The following is an 18,556-nucleotide window of genomic DNA, read 5'->3' as shown; positions in this document are numbered from 1 at the left end:
CATCAGAACCATTCCGGAGACACGCATGCAAAAAATCACCCGTCGCGGCGCGCTGCGCACGCTTTCAGCCCTGCCCGCCGCAAGCATCGTGACGGCGATTCCGCGCATCGCGCATGCTGCCGAGTTCTCGTACAAATACGGCAACAACCTGCCGCTGAGCCATCCGCTGAACGTGCGGTCGCAGGAAGCCGCCGACCGCATCGCCAAGGAAACCGACGGCCGGGTCGAGATCAAGATCTTCCCCAACAACCAGCTCGGCGGCGACACCGACATGCTGGCGCAGGTGCGCTCCGGCGGCATCGAGTTCTTCACCCCGTCCGCCCTGGTCATCGCGACGCTGGTGCCGGTCGCTGCCATCAACGCGGTCGGCTTCGCGTTCTCCGACTACAGCCAGGTCTGGAGTGCGATGGACGGCAAGCTCGGCGCCCATGTGCGCGACGCCATCTCCAAGTCGCGCCTCTACGCTTTCGAAAAGATGTGGGACAACGGCTTCCGGCAGACCACCAGCAGCAAAGCGCCGATCACCGCTGCCAAGGACATGGACGGCCTGAAGATCCGCGTGCCGGTGAGCCCGCTGTCGATCTCGATGTTCAAGGGCCTCGGCGCATCGCCTGCCAGCCTGCAGTTCAGCGAGGTGTACTCCGCGCTGCAGACCAAGATCGTCGATGCGCAAGAGAACCCGCTGCCGATCATCCAGGTCGCCAAGTTGTACGAGGTGCAAAAGTTCTGCTCGCTCACCAACCACATCTGGGACGGCTACTGGTTCATCGCCAACGGTCGCGCGTGGGAAGCCTTGCCGGCCGACCTCAAGACCATCGTGGCGCGCGCCATCAACGAGGCGGGCCTGAAGCAGCGTGACGACATCAAGAAGCTGAACGAATCGGTCGTCGGCGACCTCGAGGCCAAGGGCCTCACCATCAACCGGCGGGCTGCCGAAACCTTCCGTGCCAAGCTGCGCGAATCGAGCTTTTACGGCGAGTGGAAAGGCCGCTTCGGCCCCGAAGCCTGGGCCCTGCTCGAAGGCACGAGGGGCAAGCTGGCCTGAAGAGGAGCATGAGCTTGAACGTAAGCGCGATCGCTGCCATTCCGGACATCGCCGTGGCGTCGTTCGGCAATGCGCTGAGCCCTTGGGCCAAGCGCGTCGACGGCTGGCTCGGCTACGTCGTCGAGAGCATCGCGGCGCTGCTGGTGCTGGCCGAGATCTTCGTGCTGGCGGCCGGCGTCACAGCGCGCTATGTCTTTCATTCGCCGCTGGTCTGGTCGGACGAACTGGCGTCGATCCTGTTCCTCTGGCTGTCGATGCTCGGTGCCGTCGTGGCACTGCGCCGCGGTGAGCACATGCGCATGACCGCGCTGGTCGACAAGCTCACGCCTCCGCGGCGCGCCGTGCTGGACGCCTTCGCCATTGCGGCGTCCCTCGCATTTTTGGCACTCGTGCTTTGGCCGGCATTCGACTACGCGCATGAAGAATCTTTCATCGTTACGCCTGCGCTTGAAATCAGCAATGCCTGGCGCGCCGGCGCGCTACCGACCGGCATCGCATTGATGATCGTGGTCGCGCTGCTGCGCATGCTTCGGATCTGCGATGTGCGCCAGATCGCGACGACGCTGATCGGCACCGCCGTGGTGGTGGGCTTGTTCTGGGCGGCCGGTCCGTTGCTGGCACCGCTCGGCAAGTTCAACCTCGTCATCTTCTTCGTCGGCGTAGTGGCGGTCACCGTGTTCTCCGGCGTGCCGATCGCGTTTTCTTTCGCGCTGGCCACCTTCGGCTACCTCGCTCTGACCACGCGCACACCGTTGCTCGTGGTGGTCGGCCGTCTAGACGAAGGCATGTCGCACCTCATCCTGCTGGCAGTGCCGCTGTTCATCTTTCTGGGCGCGCTGATAGAGATGACGGGCATGTCGCGCGCCATGATCCAGTTCCTCGCGAGCATGCTGGGCCGGGTGCGCGGCGGCCTTTCGTATGTACTCATCGGCGCGATGTACCTCGTGTCGGGCATCTCGGGCTCCAAGGTTGCCGACATGGCCGCCATCGCGCCCGTGCTGTTCCCCGAAATGAAGAAGCGCGGCGCCAAGCCGGGCGACCTGGTGGCGCTGCTTGCAACCACCGGAGCGCAGACCAAAACCATTCCGCCATCGATCGTGCTCATCACCATCGGCTCGGTTACCGGCATCTCGATCGCAGCGTTGTTCACCGGCGGCTTGCTGCCGGCCGTGGTCCTGGGTGCGGCGCTCTGCACTGTGGTCTGGTGGCGCTATCGGCATGAAGATTTGAGCGGCGTCGAGCAGCACAGCAAGCGACAGATCGCGCGTCTCCTCGCGGTCGCGTTGCCGGCGGTGTTGCTGCCTTTCGTGATCCGTGCGGCGGTGGTCGAAGGCGTGGCGACAGCGACGGAAGTGTCGACCATCGGCATCGTCTATTCGGTCGTGGTGGGGCTTGCGATCTATCGGCAGTTCGACTGGAAGCGGCTGCGGCCGATGCTTGTCGAAACGGCCTCGCTGTCGGGCGCCATCATCTTCATCGTCGGTTGCGCCACGGCCATGGCGTGGGGGCTCACGCAGTCGGGCTTCTCGCAGGATCTCGCGAAGTGGATGGCCGCGATTCCCGGTGGCAGCTACGGGTTTCTCGCGATCTCGATCGTCGCCTTCATCGTGTTGGGCAGCGTGCTCGAAGGCATCCCGGCCATCGTGCTGTTCGGGCCGTTGCTGTTCCCCATCGCCAAGGCGGCCGGTGTGCACGAGGTGCACTACGCGATGGTCGTCATCTTCGCGATGGGCATCGGCCTCTTCGCGCCGCCCTTCGGCGTCGGCTACTACGGCGCCTGCGCTGTGAGCAAGGTCGATCCGGGCGACGGCATCAAGTACATCGGCGGCTACATCGTCGCGCTGCTGGTCGGCCTGATTCTGGTGGCCGCATTCCCCTGGTTTTCCATCGGCTTTTTGAAGAACTGAAGCCGGACATTTTCACGGAGCATGCAATGAGTCGATTCCTCGGCGAGATTCGCCAACTGGGCTATGTCGTGCACGACATCGAGGCAGCCATGGACTACTGGAGCGGCACGCTCGGTGTCGGCCCCTGGTACTACAACCCGAAGGTGCCTATCGTCAATTACGAGTACCGCGGCGCGTCGCATCAGCCGCACAACTCGGTGGCACTCGCCAACTCGGGCTACGTGCAGGTCGAGTTGATCCAGACCCGCAATGACGTACCGTCGATGTACCGCGACTTTTTGCAGGCCGGTCGCACCGGGCTGCAGCACGTCGCCTACTGGACGGCTGACTACGACGCCGACCTCGCACGCCTCACCGCGCAAGGTTTCAAGCCGGTGATGAGCGGTGAAGTGGGCGAGCGCGGTCGCTTTATCTACTTCGATACCGAGTTCCATCCGGGCACCGTGATCGAGCTGTCGGAAGTCGCCGGACCCAAGGGAAAGATGTTCGACCTGATTCGCGAATCGTCGGTCGGCTGGGACGGCAGCGACCCGGTTCGGCCCTTCCCCGATCTGAGCAAGCTTTGATGGTCATGCCCGGTTCAGATCGCATCCACGCGAGTTACCTGGTCGAGACGCCGCTGGCGCCCGAGGCGGTGGCCGAAGTGATGGCGGGCGAGCAATCGTGCGGCACCTTCACCCGGGTCGAAGGCGAAACGGATGCTTTGCGCAAGCGAGCCCGTGCGACGGTCGAGTCCATCGAAGAGCTGGAATCGGTTGATACGCCTTCGCTACCCAACGCGTTGCTGGAGCGCAAAAAAACGCGCGGGCCATGGCGGCGCGCTACGGTGCATCTGTCTTTCCCGGTTGCCAACATCGGCGCGAATTTGCCGACGCTGGCGGCCTCCGTCTCTGGCAATCTGTACGACCTGGGCGAAGTGACCGGAATGCGGCTGGAGACGATGCACGTGCCCGCCGCGTACCGTGCGCGCTTCGACCTGCCGTCGCTCGGCATCGCCGGCACGCGCCGCGTCGCCGGTGTGGCGACGGGCGCCTTGGTCGGCACCATCATCAAACCCAACGTCGGCTTTTCGGCGGCGGAGACGGCCGAACTTGTCGGCCGTTTGTGCGCGGCCGGCGTCGATTTCATCAAGGACGACGAGGTCAGTGCCGACCCCGACCATGCGCCGCTGGCCGAGCGCGTGCCCGCCGTGATGGCGGCCGTGCGCGCGCACCAGCAGCGCACGGGCAAGCACGTGATGGTGGCCTTCAACATCACCGACGAAACCGATGCGATGCGGCGCCACGCCGACTTGGTCGAGCGCGAAGGCGGATCGTGCGTGATGGCGAGCCTCAACTGGTGCGGCTTCTCCGCCATTCAGACCTTGCGGCGCCATACGCGCCTTGCGGTGCACGGGCACCGCAACGGCTTCGGCGCGATGTCGCGGCATCCTTCGTTGGGCATCGGCTTCCAGGCTTATCAGACGCTGTGGCGGCTGGCCGGCGTCGACCACATGCATGTGCATGGTCTGCAAGGCAAGTTCGCGCAGGCCGATGCGGAAGTCATCTCCTCTGCGTACGACTGCTTTACACCCTTGGCAGAGGGCATCGACGATGCGGTGATGCCGGCGTTCTCGTCCGGTCAATGGGCCGGCACCGTGCCTGCGACCTGGGCTGCCATCGGTCGCGACGATCTGTTGTTCATGTCGGGCGGCGGCATCCTCGCGCATCCGGGCGGGGCCGCTGCCGGCGTGACGAGCATTCGGCAGGCATGGGCGGCTGTGCGCGCTGGAGTGCCGCTTGCCGAGGCGGCGGTCGATGCGCCGGAGCTGGCGCAAGCGCTGGCATTTTTCGGGCGTACTTGACCATGTCGTCAGTGGCGCTGCAGATCGCGCCGCACATCGCGTTTTACGGCGACGACTTCACCGGCGCCACCGATGCGCTGGGCACCGCGACGCGCGCCGGCTTACGCACACTGCTCTTCCTGTCCGTACCCGATGAAGCTCGCATGCACCGGGTCGGTGAACTCGATTGCGTCGGCATCGCCGGCGCGGCGCGATCCATGTCGCCCGAAGAGATGCGCGCAGAGCTGGCACCCGTCTCGCGTTGGTTCGAAAGCCTCGGCGCCTCGGTGCTGCACTACAAGTGCTGCTCGACTTTCGACAGCGCGCCGGAGGTCGGCAGCATTGGCGTCGCGGTCCACGTGTTGCGGCCCGCCGTCTCGCAGCCTTGGGTCGCGGTGGTCGGTGGCCAGCCCGAGCTGCGGCGCTACTGCGTCTTCGGCAATCTGTTCGCTGCGGCCGGCCATGGCGGCGAGGTACAGCGGATCGACCGGCATCCGACCATGAGTCGACATCCTGTCACCCCGATGTACGAGGCCGATTTGCGTCAGCACCTTGCGCTGCAGGAATTAGACGGACTGCGCTCGCTGGCTTATCCGGCGTATGCGGACGGCGCCGAGGCTGTGCATACCTCGATTGAGGCGATGGTGTCGGAGGGGGCGAGCGGCGTGCTGTTCGATGTCGCTCGGCAGGAAGACCTTGCAACGCTCGGCGAAGCACTGTCTTTGAGTTGCAGGTTTGGGCAGTCGATGCTGGTCGTCGGGCCGAGCAGCGTGTTGCAAGCCTTCGCATCGCAGCATGCAACGCCGATCGCCGCCTTATCGCGTGTGGCGCCAGCGCAAGGCTCGGTGCTGGTGCTCGCCGGCAGTCTGTCGCCAGTGACCGCGAAGCAGGTCGCAGCCGCAACGTCCTACGAAAAGGTCTGGCTCGACCCGGTGGCGCTCGCCGCTGCCGAGCCTGCTCACCTCGACACTGTCGCTGCCCAACTGTGCGGCCTGCTCGCCGCAGGGCACAACGTGCTGGCCTGTACCGCGTCCCCGGCGACCGGTGTCGATGCCGGCCTCTCCGCACGCGCATTGGCCCACGCCGGCGGCGCCTTGCTCGTGCGGGTGCTCGGCGCCACGCCCGTGCGCCGCGTCGGCGTTGCGGGCGGTGACACATCGAGCCATGCGGTGCAAGCACTCGATGCTTGGGGTCTGTCGTACATCGCCGCGTTGTCATCCGGCGCCCCACTGTGCCGCGTCCACAGCGATGAACCAACACTCGACGGTATCGAGCTCATGCTCAAGGGCGGCCAGATGGGCGACGACGACGTGTTCGAACGGCTGGTGCACGGCACGCGCTGAGCGCCCACTCTCCGCTGGTCATCGCCCGGTCAGGGCCCGGTGCCATGATCCGCAGGTGAAAAAGTACATCCCCTCTTTCTTGCGCCACGTCGGCCCCGGTGTCATCACCGGTGCGGCCGACGACGACCCGTCGGGCATCGCGACGTACACGCAGGCGGGTGCGCAGTTCGGCACGGGGCTGCTGTGGACGGTGTTTCTTTCGCTGCCTTTCATGATCGCCATCCAGCTGGTGTCGGCCCGCATCGGTCGCGTCACCGGCAAGGGCGTCGCGGCCAATTTGCGGCAGCATTTGCCAGCGCCATTGCTGCTGGGACTGGTCGGCTTGCTGGTGGTGGCTAACACCATCAACATCGCGGCCGACGTCGCGGCGATGGGCGAGTCGCTCAAGCTCGTCATTGGCGGCTCGGCGCACTTTCATTCGCTGATGTTCGGGGTGATCACGGTGCTGCTGCAAGTCTTCGTGCCTTACAGAAAGCTGGCGCATGTACTCAAGTGGCTGACGTTGACGCTCTTCGCATACGTCGCCACAGTGTTGGCGGTGCACGTCGACTGGGGCCGGGTCTTGTATGACCTGGTGGTGCCCAAGCTGCAGTTCGACGGCGGCTACTGGATGATGATCGTCGCGCTGCTCGGCACCACGATTTCGCCCTATCTGTTCTTCTGGCAGGCCTCGCAAGAAGTAGAAGAACTCGGACTGAAGGGTGGGCAACGCGGCACCGACGAAGAGGTCTTGCACGACCTGGCCCGCGTCAAGCAGGACACCTGGATCGGCATGACCTTCTCCAACATCATCGCGTTCTTCGTGATGGTGGTGGGTGCATCGGTGCTCTACGCCGGCGGGGTGCACGACATCACATCGGCCGCGCAAGCCGCGGAGGCATTGCGCCCGCTGGCCGGCGACTTCGCCTTCTGGCTTTTTGCCGGCGGCATCATCGCCACCGGCTTGCTGGCGGTGCCGGTGCTCGCGTCATCAGCTGCTTATGCTGTCGCCGAGGCGTTTGGATGGGAAGAGGGGCTGGAGCGGCACTGGCGCGAGGCCAAGCAGTTCTACGGGATCATTACCGTGGCGACGCTGGTCGGCACGGCCCTCGGCTTCACGCCGATCGACCCGATGAAGGCGCTTTACTGGAGCGCGGTCATCAACGGCGTGGTGGCGGTGCCGATCATGGCCGCGATGATGGTGCTGACGACACGCGCCGATGTCATGGGCCGATTCACTTCAGGTCGCAAGACGCGGTGGCTCGGGTGGGGTGGAACTGCGCTGATGGGATTCGCGGCGTTGATGATGGGTTGGGATCTGGTGCATTGACGGTGCCATGCGTCGGCTGCGCCTTCACCGTGGAGGCGACGCCCGCTGAGAAGCTTGCCGGCAAAGCGCCAACGAACATCAAAGCTCACTCGACAAAGGTCGTCGGCAAGCGCGGCAGGACCACAAGCCAAGCCAAGCCGGCGTTGAGAGCAACGTAAATGGTGACCGCGCCAACAATCTTCTTGTCGCATTTCGTGGAGTGGTTCGGAATCTTTGCTTCTGGCCCGTCAAACGTCTTTCCCCGCAGCATCCAGTCTGCCAGAGGCTGTCTGTCTTCCCCCTGTCGCCGCCCTTAGATTGCCTGCGCGACCTAGGCCGAAAGCCGGCATGTTGACGTACACGTTTTCGTAGCTTCCCGAAGTCGCAGAGTAGGTTTCATGCCAAATTCCGACCGATCCATCCGTTCCGATGGACTTGTTGAAGGCTTTCCGCGCAGGGGGATGCTCGGCGGTTCGCAACTTCGCATAAGCCATGAGCTGTTCCATCGACCGCCAGTACTGAACCATGATCGTCGTGCGCGCAAACCACATCTCGGCATGGATAAAGCCGAGCTCCGGTTGGCGATGAAGCTCGACGAGCATGCGAGGCATCGCGCGGATCACCGGGAGCCACTTGTGAATCTTAAGAGGTGCATTGATCCGCACGCCGATCATGAACACAACGAAGTCACCTTCCAGGTCTGCGGTCATCCGTTCACATCGAATCATGATGTTTTCTCAGGGGTCATGTAGCGATTCTCGCGTCGTCGAGCGCTTTACTGTGAAGCTGCTTTCTCTTTCGAACGACGTGTAGCGCGAGCCTAGTTGGTGACAACTCTGTAGCAGCGACATCGCGTTCGGAGAGGTATTTCATTGAAGACGAAGAGCTGCTTCTGGCCAGACCCCACCACATCCGACAAGACGGCAATGACCCATCGCCCTTGTATCGAGACTTCGTGTCCACGTATTGAGATGTCATCGCGCAACTTCTTGATCCTGCTCAAGTGCCCCCTCGCAGTCGCTTCATAGAATTTTTGAAGTTATTTACGTTCCTCATGCAGCGGTCTCGCTGACCCGCCAAAAATCCCATTCGTCCCTCGCTCACTTGGTCCGAACAGGACCCACACCCCAGGAGTTCAACATGACCCCCGTTCGTACCCTCGTTGCACTGTCCGCTGCCGTACTCGCAAGCGCCTGCGCAAGCCCTGGCTCGGTCAATGCACCGCCGCCTTCGTCCAACGTTGCGGACACCGGCGCGGCCGCATCCATGACCCCGATGGAACCCCGCATGAAGGCGATGCAGGAGATGCACCAGAAGATGATGAACGCCAAGACCCCCGAGGAGCGCAGCGCGCTGATGGCCGATCACATGAAGGCCATGCAGGGCGGCATGAGCATGATGAAGGGCATGAGCGCTATGGATGGCAAAGGGTCCATGGAGGGCATGGGCGCGATGGCCGATACCAAGGGCATGCCGGCCGACATGGCCAAACATCACAAGACGATGGAACAGCGCATGACCACGATGCAAATGATGATGGAATTGATGATGGACCGGATGCCGCCGGCGTCCATGAAGCAGTGAACCGACCATGAGTCACCCACCACCGGTCTCGGTCTCTCCGAAGGGTCCCAGCTACGGTTTCAACTGCAGGCTGGAAGGTCTGACCTTTCCGCAGGCAATCGCGACAGTGACCGACGCGCTGAAGGCAGAAGGCTTCGGCATCCTGACCGACATCGATGTGCAGGCCACGATGAAGGCCAAGCTCGGAATAGACGGGCGGCCATACCGGATTCTCGGCGCCTGCAATCCGCCGTTGGCGCATCGCGCACTTCTCGCCGAGCCCGACATCGGCTTGCTGCTGCCGTGTAACGTGGTCGTGCGCGAAGCGGAAGATGGCGGTTTTGTCGTCGGGTTCATGGACCCCGTCGCGGTGCTGCAAATGGCCACTGATCCCGAGATTGGCCGCGTCGCACGCGAGGTGCGCCAGAGGCTGGACCGAGTACGGTCGGCGTTGATTGACCGGGACACTGCCGCGAAATCGTGAAGGCGTGGACAGGCCGCTAGCCTCAAACTTTTTCGAGCTCTGTCCGAACCCCCCGCCGCCTTGGCGCAACAATTGCTCGTTGTTCAACGTAAACCTCAGGGTTTCCCCGGAGGCCGCATACCGAGGAGCACATACGCAATATGGTCGACATGGTATGCGTCGGGCGGCAGAGGCCGGTAACTTCCGGCTTTGGTCCCAACGTCACACGCACAACGAGCTGCCAACGAGCATGAGCATCCAGAGTTCCACCCAACCGATCCGGTTCTTTCACCGCGGCAAAGTCGTCGAAGTGAGCGGCGCGCATCCGACGCGATCGGTGCTCGACTGGCTGCGCGAAGACGCCCGCTGCACCGGCACCAAGGAAGGCTGCAACGAAGGCGATTGCGGTGCATGCACCGTGGTGATCGGCGAGCTGGCCCGCGCGGGGAATGCATCGGGCGAGGGCGCGGTGGGCGGCCTGAACTTGCAGACCGTCAACGCCTGCATCCAGTTCCTGCCGACGCTGCACGGCAAGGCGCTCTTCACGGTCGAAGATCTGAAGGCCCAGTGCGAGATGAAGCGCGACCCGGCGCAGCATGAAAAGCACGCGGTGCGGCAGTTGCACCCGGTGCAGCAGGCGATGGTCGACTGCCATGGTTCGCAATGCGGCTTTTGTACGCCCGGCTTCGTGATGTCGCTCTGGTCGACCTATGAGCACCACCAGGCTGGCGGCACCCAGCCGACGCGCCAGCAACTGGCCGACGACCTGTCGGGCAACCTGTGCCGCTGCACCGGCTACCGGCCGATTCTCGATGCCGGCCAGCGTATGTTCGACTTGCCGGCGGTGCGGCTCGATACGGCGCCCGCTGTCGCTGCCTTGACCAGCCTGCAGCGCGAGTCCACTTTCACGTATGCGGCGCCGTGGACCGGCAACGCGACGGGTGCCGCAGATGCTTCCGGCGAGACAGTCCCGCGCATCGACCGCTACCACGCCCCCAAAACGCTCGACGAACTGGCGACGTTGCGCGAGCAACACCCGAAGGCGCAATTGCTCGCCGGCTCGACCGACGTCGGCCTGTGGGTCAACAAGCAGTTTCGCGACTTGGGCGACATCATCTACGTCGGCGATGTCGGTGCGATGAAGGTCGTCGAGGAGCGCGGCGACACGCTCTACATCGGCGCCGGCGCCTCGCTCGAATCAGCCTACGGCGCACTCGCGCAACGCGTGCCCGCGCTCACCGACGTGTGGCTTCGCTTCGCGTCGCCGCCGATCCGCCATGCCGGCACCATGGGCGGCAACGTGGCCAATGGCTCGCCCATCGGCGACTCGCCGCCGGTGCTGATGGCGCTCGATGCCGACATCGAATTGCGCCGTGGCGAGCATGTGCGCCAGATGCCGCTCTCCAAGTTCTACATCGACTACATGAAGAACCACCTGCAGCCGGGCGAGTTCGTGCAGGGCCTGGTCGTGCCACTGGTTGCGATGCGGCGGCAGGTGCGCGTCTACAAGATCAGCAAGCGCTTCGATTGCGACATCTCTGCCTTGTGTGCCGGCTTCGCGATCGAGCTCGATGGGGACATCGTCAAGGAAGTGCGGCTTGCTTTCGGCGGCATGGCCGCGACCGTGAAACGCGCGGCGCAGGCAGAAGCTGCCCTCGTCGGCAAGCCGTGGTCGCAGGCCAGCGTCAAGGCGGCAAAGCTCGCCCTGGCGCAAGACTTCCAGCCGCTGTCGGACATGCGGGCTTCGGCCGCATACCGCCTGCAAGTCGCGCAAAACCTGATCCAGCGGCTGTGGCTTGAAACCCGTACGCAGAATGCGTTGCCGATCGAGGCGACGAGCGTGTGGAGCGCGATGCCGCACATCACCGCGGTCGCCGCTGGCACCAATGTTCAGGGAGCCGTCGCATGAACAAGCCCATCGACGCCGCGCTCCTGCAGCCGGCCGAGGCCTTCGCCGATTACCTCAAGAACACAGCGACCCGCATCGACAAAGTCGCAGAAGCCAAGGCGCAGGACGACGGCGCCCGCGTCGGCATCAGCCGGCCGCACGAGTCGGCTCATCTGCATGTCGCAGGCGAGGCAACCTACATCGACGACATTCCAGAACTGGCCGGCACGCTGCATTGCGCGCTGGGCCTGTCTCCCGTCGCCAACGGCCGGCTGACCTCCGTGTCGCTTGACGCCATCCGCGCCATGCCCGGCGTGGTGGACGTGCTGACGGCCAACGACATCCCAGGCACCAACGATTGCGGCTCGATCGTTCACGACGACCCGATCCTGTGCTCCATCGAAAAGCACGACGATGGATCTTCGTGGGGCGACATCCGCTACATCGGCCAGCCGGTGTTCGCGGTCATCGCCGAAACGCGAGATGCGGCGCGCCGTGCTGCTGCGCGCGCCAAAGACGCGCTGATCATCGAAGCCGTGCCGCCCGTGCTCACGCCGCAAGACGCGCACGCAAGGGGCCAGTACGTCGTGCCGCCGATACACGTCATCCGCGAAACGAACAACGGTGGCGCACGCGGCGCCATCGACCGCGCGCCGCACAAGCTCAAGGCGACGCTCGACGTCGGCGGTCAGGAGCAGTTCTATCTGGAAGGGCAAATCAGCTACGCCATCCCCAAAGAGGGCGGCGCGATGCATGTGTACTGCTCGACGCAGCACCCGAGCGAAATGCAGCACCTGGTGGCGCACGCGTTGCATCTGTATGCAAATGAAGTGCATGTCGAGTGCCGGCGCATGGGCGGCGGTTTCGGCGGCAAGGAATCGCAGTCGGCCATCTTCGCGTGCGTGGCGTCGGTTGCGGCGCACAAGCTGCAGAGGCCGGTCAAATTGCGGCTTGACCGCGACGACGACTTCATGATCACCGGTCGACGCCACTGCTTCTGGTACGAGTACGAAGTCGGCTACGACGACGAAGGCCGAGTGCTCGGCGTCGAGATCACGATGGTGTCGCGTGCCGGCCACTCCGCCGATCTGTCGGGTCCGGTGATGACGCGTGCGCTGTGCCACTTCGACAACGCCTACTGGTTGCCCGACGTGGCCATGCACGGCTTCTCCGGCAAGACCAACACGCAGAGCAACACGGCCTTTCGCGGCTTCGGCGGCCCGCAAGGCGCCATCGCGATCGAGAACATCCTCGACACGGTGGCGCGCAAGCTGGACCGCGATCCGCTCGACGTACGTCGCATCAACTTCTACGGCAAGAACGAAAACAACGTCACGCCCTACAAGCAGGTGGTGACCGACAACATCATTCACGAGTTGGTCGCGCAGCTGGAAGAGAGCAGCAACTACCGTGCCCGCCGCGCCGAGATCGCGGGCTTTAACAGCAAGAGCGAAGTGCTCAAGCGCGGCATCGCGCTGGCGCCGCTGAAGTTCGGTATTTCCTTCAACGTGAAGCACTTCAACCAGGCCGGCGCGCTGGTCCATGTGTACACCGACGGATCGATCCTGGTGAACCACGGCGGCACCGAGATGGGCCAGGGCCTGAACACCAAGGTCGCGCAGGTCGTCGCGCACGAGTTGGGTGTCAACTGCGAGAGCGTGCGCGCGACCGCGACCGACACCACCAAGGTCGCCAACACGTCCGCCACCGCCGCATCGACCGGCGCCGACCTGAACGGCAAGGCGGCGCAAGACGCGGCGCGGCAGATTCGCGAACGGCTGGCGGTGTGCGCTGTGGCGCGCCACGGCGGTGATCCAAAAGACGTGCGCTTTGCCAACGACAAGGTCGAGGTCAACGGCCGCACGCTGTCTTTCGCGACCGTCGTCGGCGAGGCGTACTTGGACCGCGTGCAGTTGTGGTCCGACGGCTTCTACGCCACGCCCGGCCTCAGTTGGGACAAGGAGAAGATGGAAGGCCGGCCGTTTTTCTATTACGCCTACGGCGCCGCCGTGAGCGAGGTGATCGTCGACACGCTGACCGGCGAATGGAAGCTGCTGCGCGCCGACATCCTGCACGACGCGGGCAAGTCGTTGAACCCGGCCATCGACATCGGCCAGATCGAGGGCGCCTTCATCCAGGGCATGGGCTGGCTCACCACCGAAGAACTGGTATGGCACCCGCAGAGCGGCAAGCTGACCACGCACGCCCCCAGCACCTACAAGATCCCGACGGCCAACGATTGCCCGCCGGTCTTCAACGTCAAGCTGTTCGAAGGCGACAACTTCGAAGACTCGATCCACCGCAGCAAAGCGGTCGGCGAGCCGCCGTTGCTGCTGCCTTTTTCGGTATTCTTCGCGATTCGCGATGCGGTGTCGGCGGTGGCCGATCACAAGGTCGATCCGCCGTTGCGGTCGCCCGCCACCAGCGAGGCGATCCTGGCCGCGATCACTGCCGTTCAAGCCTAGCCAGCCGTAGACTTCGCGGCATGTTTAGACCCAACGCCATGCTCGAGTCGGCCCCTCTTTTTGCTGTGGGAGCGAGCAATCGTGCGTGACCAGGCGCTTTTCGACAAGATCGATCTTCACTTGATCCGCGTGCTTCATACCGTGCTGACCGACCGCAGCGTTTCACGTGCCGCCATTCGCCTGGGCATGTACCAGCCGGCCGTCTCCGCAGCCCTCAAGCGACTGCGCGACCTGTCAGGCGATCCGCTGCTGGTGCGCTCTGGGTCCGGCATGGTTCCGACCGATGCGGGCCTGCGAATGATCGAGCCCGCCGCCGCCATCCTGCGCGCCGCCGAGGTGTTGTTCACCGATGCACGCGGCTTCGATCCGCGCACCGCCACGAGCACCTTTCGCATCGCCGCCAGCGACTACCTCGACCCGCTTTTTCTGCCGATGCTGGTGGCGCAGATCAAGAGCCAGGCGCCGATGTGCCGCATCGAGATCCATCCGCTATCGCCGGACTCCAACTACCACGGTCACCTGTCGCTCGGCCACGTCGACCTGGTCATCGGCAACTGGCTGAAGCCGCCGGAAGACCTGCACATGGCGCGGCTCTTCGGTGATGAGATCGTCTCGCTCATCAACAAGGATCACCCTGCCGCGCGGCGCGGCTGGGACGTCGACACCTGGCTCGCTGCAGAGCACATTGCGCCGACGCCGATGCACCCCGGCGCGCGCGGCATCATCGACCAGATGCTCGATGCGCTGAAGCTCGAACGCAATATCACCGCGCGCTGCGCCCACTTCAGTTTGATCCCCGACATGGTGGCATCGAGCTTGCTGGTACTGACCACCGGACGTCAGTACTGCGAACGCTTCATTCCGCGCCTGCCGGTGAAGATCGTCGAGTGCCCGATGACGCTGCCGCGCCTCATGTACTACCAGCTGTGGCACGAGCGAACGCACTCGTCGAGCTCGGCGCGCTGGCTGCGCGAGACCACCAAGTCGGTCGCCGCGTCGTTGCGGCCGCCGCCTGGTTCCGGTGTCGTCGCAGCCGACAAAAAGAATCCTTCGACAACCCCCACGAGCCCCACCAAGGTATGACGACCTCCAGACTCCAACTTGCGCACATCACCAAGCGCTACCCGGCGGTGGTGGCCAATAGCGACGTGTCGCTGGTGGTGCAGCCCGGTGAAACCCATGCAGTGCTGGGCGAAAACGGCGCCGGCAAATCGACGCTGATGAAGATCATCTACGGCTCGGTCAAGCCCGACGAAGGCACCGTCATGTTCAACGGCCAGATGGTGAACGTGCGCAACCCGCAGGAGGCGAGGGCGCTCGGCATCAGCATGGTGTTCCAGCACTTCAGTTTGTTCGACACGCTGACCGTGGCGGAGAACGTGTGGCTGGGTTTGGACAAAAGCCTGAGGCTGGCCGAAGTGACCCAGCGCATCACCGCCAAGGCGAGCGAATACGGCTTGGATATCGACCCGGTGCGGCCGGTGCACACGCTCTCGGTCGGCGAAATGCAGCGCGTCGAAATCATCCGCGCACTGCTGACCGACCCCAAGCTGCTGATCCTCGACGAGCCGACCTCGGTGCTGACGCCGCAGGCCGTGGTCAAGCTCTTCGTCGTGCTCAAAAAGCTCGCGTCAGAAGGCTGCAGCATCCTGTACATCAGCCACAAGCTGCACGAGATTCGCGAGCTTTGCACCGCCTGCACGGTGCTGCGCGGCGGCAAGGTCACGGGCGTCTGCAACCCGCAGAACGAAACCAATGAATCGCTCTCGCGCTTGATGATCGGCGCCGAGCCGCCGCCGTTGCAGCATCGCGCGGTGAAGACCGGCGCGGTGGCGCTCAAGGTCGATGCGCTGACGCTGGCACGCGAAGACCAGTTTGGTGTCGACCTCGATGCGGTGTCGCTCGAAGTACGTGCCGGCGAAGTGGTCGGCATCGCCGGCGTATCGGGCAACGGGCAACGTGAATTGCTCTATGCGCTGTCGGGCGAAGACGTGCGCGCCGAAGCCTCGATGATCCAGGTATTCGGCCAGCCCGCCGCCCACATGCGGCCTCGCAAGCGCCGTGCACTCGGCGTGCATTTCGTGCCCGAAGAGCGGTTGGGCCGCGGCGCCGTACCGACGCTGGGCCTCGCGCACAACTTGCTGCTGACGCGCAGCAACGCGGTCGGCAAGACAGGATGGATTCACACCAAGGCGCTCGACCGTCACGCGGCAGAAATCATCAAGCGCTTCAACGTCAAGGCCGGTGGACCGAGCTCGGCAGCGAAGTCGCTGTCGGGCGGCAACCTGCAGAAGTTCATCGTCGGCCGCGAGATCGATGCCAACCCGAAAATCTTCATCGTGTCGCAGCCGACCTGGGGTGTCGATGTCGGTGCCGCGGCGCTGATTCGCGGCGAGATCCTGGCGCTGCGCGATGCCGGCTGCGCTGTGCTGGTGGTGAGCGAAGAGCTCGACGAGCTGTTCGAGATCAGCGACCGTTTGTACGTGATTGCCAAGGGCAAGTTGTCGCCTTCGGTCGACCGCGCCGCTGCCACCGTGCCGCGCATCGGCGAGTGGATGAGCGGACTCTGGGACGCCAACGAGAACGCAGCGAGCGGCGCGACAGCCGCGGATACAGGTGCCGATACAGCCGCCAAGGAGATGTCTCATGTTTAAGCTGGAACCGCGCCCGCAGCTCTCGCGCTTCTGGAGCTACGGCTCGCCCATCCTGGCGCTGCTCATCACCGTGCTCATCGGCATGGTGCTGTTCGCAGCGCTCGGCAAAGACCCGGTCAAGGGGCTGCTGGTATTTTTCTACGAGCCCGTCAAGAGCTGGTACGCCATCGGCGAGTTGATGGTCAAGGCGACGCCGCTGCTCATCATCGCGCTGGGGCTTGCCGTGTGCTTTCGCGCCAACGTATGGAACATCGGCGCTGAAGGGCAGTTCGTGTTCGGTGCGGTGGCTGCAGGAGGCATGGCCTTGCTGGCCGACAAGACAACCGGCCCGTGGATCGTGCCGGCCATCCTGGTCGCGGGCGTGCTCGGTGGCATGTTCTGGGCCGCCATCGTCGCGTGGCTGCGAGACAAGTTCAACGCCAACGAAATCCTGGTGAGCCTGATGCTGGTGTACGTGGCCGTGCTGCTGCTCGGCTACATGGTGGCCGGCCCGTGGAAGGACCCGGGCGGCTACAACTTTCCGCAGAGCAAGACCTTCGAGGCGGTGACGCAGATTCCGCGGCTGATGAAGGGCTCGCGGGTCAGCATCGGCTTGATCATCGCGTTGGTCGGCGTCGGTGTGCTGTGGGTATTCCTGTTCCGCACGCGGGCCGGCTTCGCACAGCAGGTCGGTGGCTTGGCGCCTGCCGCTGCCCGCTATGCGGGCTTCTCGGCACGCCGCGCCGTGTGGATCGCGCTGCTGACGTCCGGTGGTGCCGCCGGGCTCGCTGGCGCGCTCGAAGTCGCGGGCCCGATCGGCCAGCTCACGCCTTACGTGCCGGCCGGCTATGGATTCGCCGCCATCATCGTGGCCTTCGTCGGGCGGCTGCATCCGGTCGGTATGGTGTTCTCGGCGCTGCTGATGAGCATGTTCTATATCGGCGGCGAACTGGCGCAGTCACGGCTCGGTTTGCCCAAGTCGCTGACGGGTGTGTTCCAGGGACTGCTGTTGTTCACGCTGCTGGCCTGCGACACGCTGATCGCCTACCGCATCCGGCGCAAGCTGGCAGTCAAGGCGGTGGCTGTCCGGCCGACGAGTGCGGGCACTTCGTCGCTGCAAGCCAGCACGCCCCTTACCGCGCAGATGCCGCAAGCCACGCCGGAAGGAGCGATCTGATGGAATCGTATGCATTGCTGCTGGGCTCCACGCTCAGCGCCGGCACCATCCTCGCGCTCGCTGCGCTGGGGCTGCTCATCAACGAGAAAGCGGGCATCGTCAACCTCGGCGCCGAGGGGATGATGCTGTGCGCGGCCATCGCCGGCTTCGCTGCGACGGTGACCACGGGCAACGCGTGGCTCGGGTTTCTGGCGGGCATGGCGGCCGGCGCCGTGCTGGCGGCGATCTTCGGCGTGCTGGTGATCTGGCTGAACACCAACCAGTACGCGACCGGTCTGGCGTTGAGCCTTTTCGGCGTGGGGTTCTCGGCCTTTGCCGGCATCGGCTTCGTGCAGGCCAAGCTGCCCGAGACCATTTCCTACGCGATCCCGGTGCTTGGCGACATCCCGCTGATCGGGCCTGCGCTGTTCCGTCATCACCCGCTGGTGTACTTCGCGATCGCGCTGACTTTCGGGTTGATATGGTTTCTGTATCGCACGCGCTCGGGGCTGGTGCTGCGCTCGGTCGGCGAGTCGCCGGAGTCGTCGCATGCGCTGGGCTATCCGGTGCGGCGCATCCGTTTCGCGGCGGTGGTCGTCGGCGGCGCGTTGTGCGGCCTGGCGGGCGCGTATCTGTCGATCGTCTACACCGGCCTTTGGGTCGAAGGGATGGTGGCGGGCAAGGGCTGGATCGCGCTGGCGCTCACCACCTTCGCCACGTGGCGACCGATTCGGGTGCTGCTCGGCGCCTATCTTTTCGGTGGTGTCTCGATGCTCGGATTCCATTTCCAGAGCATCGGCATCGACGTGCCGAGCCAGTTCCTGAGCATGCTGCAATACATCGCGCCGATCGTGGTGCTGGCCATCATCTCGCGCAACCCGGCGTTCATCCGCATCAACATGCCGGCGTCGATCGGAAAGCCGTTTTACCCCGGCTCATAATCGCGTTTTTTCGTGTTTCCCGTCGGTCGTTTCTGTCTTTAG

15 protein-coding genes are annotated in these 18,556 nt (G+C 64.4%); 14 read left to right on the top strand and 1 reads right to left on the bottom strand.

The window, feature by feature from the left end:
• Nucleotides 1-25: 25 nt before the first annotated feature.
• From QN413_RS04000 to QN413_RS03975, 6 genes are read left to right on the top strand one after another with little or no spacing between them, the layout of a single operon-like run.
• Nucleotides 26-1,045, top strand: a complete 1,020-nt coding sequence (locus QN413_RS04000; protein ID WP_323495361.1) for a TRAP transporter substrate-binding protein — start codon at nucleotides 26-28, stop codon at nucleotides 1,043-1,045.
• A gap of 8 nt (nucleotides 1,046-1,053) precedes the next feature.
• The gene (locus QN413_RS03995; RefSeq protein WP_323495360.1) at nucleotides 1,054-2,952 is read left to right on the top strand and encodes a TRAP transporter large permease subunit; all 1,899 of its coding nucleotides are present in this window, start codon (nucleotides 1,054-1,056) and stop codon (nucleotides 2,950-2,952) included.
• A gap of 26 nt (nucleotides 2,953-2,978) precedes the next feature.
• Nucleotides 2,979-3,518 (top strand): VOC family protein, encoded by a 540-nt coding sequence (locus tag QN413_RS03990; RefSeq protein ID WP_323495359.1) that lies wholly within the window; start codon nucleotides 2,979-2,981, stop codon nucleotides 3,516-3,518.
• A gap of 5 nt (nucleotides 3,519-3,523) precedes the next feature.
• Nucleotides 3,524-4,795: a ribulose-bisphosphate carboxylase large subunit family protein gene (locus tag QN413_RS03985; RefSeq protein ID WP_323495358.1), complete on the top strand. Its 1,272-nt coding sequence runs from the start codon at nucleotides 3,524-3,526 to the stop codon at nucleotides 4,793-4,795.
• Between the two features lie 2 nt (nucleotides 4,796-4,797).
• Entirely contained in the window at nucleotides 4,798-6,117 is a 1,320-nt protein-coding gene (locus tag QN413_RS03980; RefSeq protein WP_323495547.1) for a four-carbon acid sugar kinase family protein, read from the top strand.
• A 55-nt stretch (nucleotides 6,118-6,172) separates the two neighbouring features.
• Nucleotides 6,173-7,426: a divalent metal cation transporter gene (locus QN413_RS03975; protein ID WP_323495357.1), complete on the top strand. Its 1,254-nt coding sequence runs from the start codon at nucleotides 6,173-6,175 to the stop codon at nucleotides 7,424-7,426.
• Nucleotides 7,427-7,653: 227 nt separating this feature from the next.
• On the opposite strand, the gene QN413_RS03970 is transcribed toward QN413_RS03975, so the two are convergent.
• Nucleotides 7,654-8,115: a DUF4188 domain-containing protein gene (locus QN413_RS03970; RefSeq protein WP_323495356.1), complete on the bottom strand. Its 462-nt coding sequence runs from the start codon at nucleotides 8,113-8,115 to the stop codon at nucleotides 7,654-7,656.
• A 430-nt stretch (nucleotides 8,116-8,545) separates the two neighbouring features.
• Between QN413_RS03970 and QN413_RS03965 the strand changes: the two genes are divergently transcribed.
• The 8 genes from QN413_RS03965 (at nucleotide 8,546) to QN413_RS03930 (ending at nucleotide 18,514) form a co-directional block, all read left to right on the top strand.
• Nucleotides 8,546-8,989 (top strand): hypothetical protein, encoded by a 444-nt coding sequence (locus QN413_RS03965; protein ID WP_323495355.1) that lies wholly within the window; start codon nucleotides 8,546-8,548, stop codon nucleotides 8,987-8,989.
• Nucleotides 8,990-9,095: 106 nt separating this feature from the next.
• Nucleotides 9,096-9,452: a DUF302 domain-containing protein gene (locus tag QN413_RS03960; RefSeq protein WP_323495354.1), complete on the top strand. Its 357-nt coding sequence runs from the start codon at nucleotides 9,096-9,098 to the stop codon at nucleotides 9,450-9,452.
• 229 nt (nucleotides 9,453-9,681) lie between these two features.
• Nucleotides 9,682-11,340, top strand: coding sequence for a xanthine dehydrogenase small subunit (xdhA, locus tag QN413_RS03955; RefSeq protein WP_323495353.1), 1,659 nt, complete (start codon nucleotides 9,682-9,684; stop codon nucleotides 11,338-11,340).
• Nucleotides 11,337-13,784 (top strand): xanthine dehydrogenase molybdopterin binding subunit, encoded by a 2,448-nt coding sequence (gene xdhB / locus QN413_RS03950; RefSeq protein ID WP_323495352.1) that lies wholly within the window; start codon nucleotides 11,337-11,339, stop codon nucleotides 13,782-13,784. Before xdhA ends, xdhB begins: the two co-directional genes overlap by 4 nt.
• Nucleotides 13,785-13,865: 81 nt before the next feature.
• Nucleotides 13,866-14,867, top strand: coding sequence for a LysR family transcriptional regulator (locus QN413_RS03945; protein ID WP_323495351.1), 1,002 nt, complete (start codon nucleotides 13,866-13,868; stop codon nucleotides 14,865-14,867).
• Entirely contained in the window at nucleotides 14,864-16,438 is a 1,575-nt protein-coding gene (locus tag QN413_RS03940) for an ABC transporter ATP-binding protein (protein ID WP_323495350.1), read from the top strand. Before QN413_RS03945 ends, QN413_RS03940 begins: the two co-directional genes overlap by 4 nt.
• The gene (locus QN413_RS03935) at nucleotides 16,431-17,594 is read left to right on the top strand and encodes an ABC transporter permease (protein WP_187050919.1); all 1,164 of its coding nucleotides are present in this window, start codon (nucleotides 16,431-16,433) and stop codon (nucleotides 17,592-17,594) included. The genes QN413_RS03940 and QN413_RS03935 overlap by 8 nt, the downstream gene beginning before the upstream one ends.
• A complete protein-coding gene (locus QN413_RS03930; protein WP_187050920.1) occupies nucleotides 17,594-18,514 on the top strand; it encodes an ABC transporter permease in 921 nt (306 codons plus the stop codon). Before QN413_RS03935 ends, QN413_RS03930 begins: the two co-directional genes overlap by 1 nt.
• Nucleotides 18,515-18,556: the final 42 nt, after the last annotated feature.

It is taken from the genome of Variovorax sp. LG9.2, assembly GCF_035018885.1.
GTDB lineage: Bacteria > Pseudomonadota > Gammaproteobacteria > Burkholderiales > Burkholderiaceae_C > Variovorax.
Note: the sequence above shows the minus strand (reverse complement) of the source record. Positions and strands in the feature narration are given on the sequence as shown.

Excerpts from the sequence above, each read along its gene's own strand:
- QN413_RS04000 (WP_323495361.1), top strand. The coding sequence starts at position 26 with ATGCAAAAAATCACCCGTCGCGGCGCGCTGCGCACGCTTTCAGCCCTG.
- QN413_RS03995 (WP_323495360.1), top strand. The coding sequence starts at position 1,054 with ATGAGCTTGAACGTAAGCGCGATCGCTGCCATTCCGGACATCGCCGTG.
- QN413_RS03990 (WP_323495359.1), top strand. The coding sequence starts at position 2,979 with ATGAGTCGATTCCTCGGCGAGATTCGCCAACTGGGCTATGTCGTGCAC.
- QN413_RS03985 (WP_323495358.1), top strand. The coding sequence starts at position 3,524 with ATGCCCGGTTCAGATCGCATCCACGCGAGTTACCTGGTCGAGACGCCG.
- QN413_RS03980 (WP_323495547.1), top strand. The coding sequence starts at position 4,798 with ATGTCGTCAGTGGCGCTGCAGATCGCGCCGCACATCGCGTTTTACGGC.
- QN413_RS03970 (WP_323495356.1), bottom strand. The coding sequence starts at position 8,115 with ATGACCGCAGACCTGGAAGGTGACTTCGTTGTGTTCATGATCGGCGTG.
- QN413_RS03965 (WP_323495355.1), top strand. The coding sequence starts at position 8,546 with ATGACCCCCGTTCGTACCCTCGTTGCACTGTCCGCTGCCGTACTCGCA.
- xdhA (WP_323495353.1), top strand. The coding sequence starts at position 9,682 with ATGAGCATCCAGAGTTCCACCCAACCGATCCGGTTCTTTCACCGCGGC.
- xdhB (WP_323495352.1), top strand. The coding sequence starts at position 11,337 with ATGAACAAGCCCATCGACGCCGCGCTCCTGCAGCCGGCCGAGGCCTTC.
- QN413_RS03940 (WP_323495350.1), top strand. The coding sequence starts at position 14,864 with ATGACGACCTCCAGACTCCAACTTGCGCACATCACCAAGCGCTACCCG.
- QN413_RS03935 (WP_187050919.1), top strand. The coding sequence starts at position 16,431 with ATGTTTAAGCTGGAACCGCGCCCGCAGCTCTCGCGCTTCTGGAGCTAC.
- QN413_RS03930 (WP_187050920.1), top strand. The coding sequence starts at position 17,594 with ATGGAATCGTATGCATTGCTGCTGGGCTCCACGCTCAGCGCCGGCACC.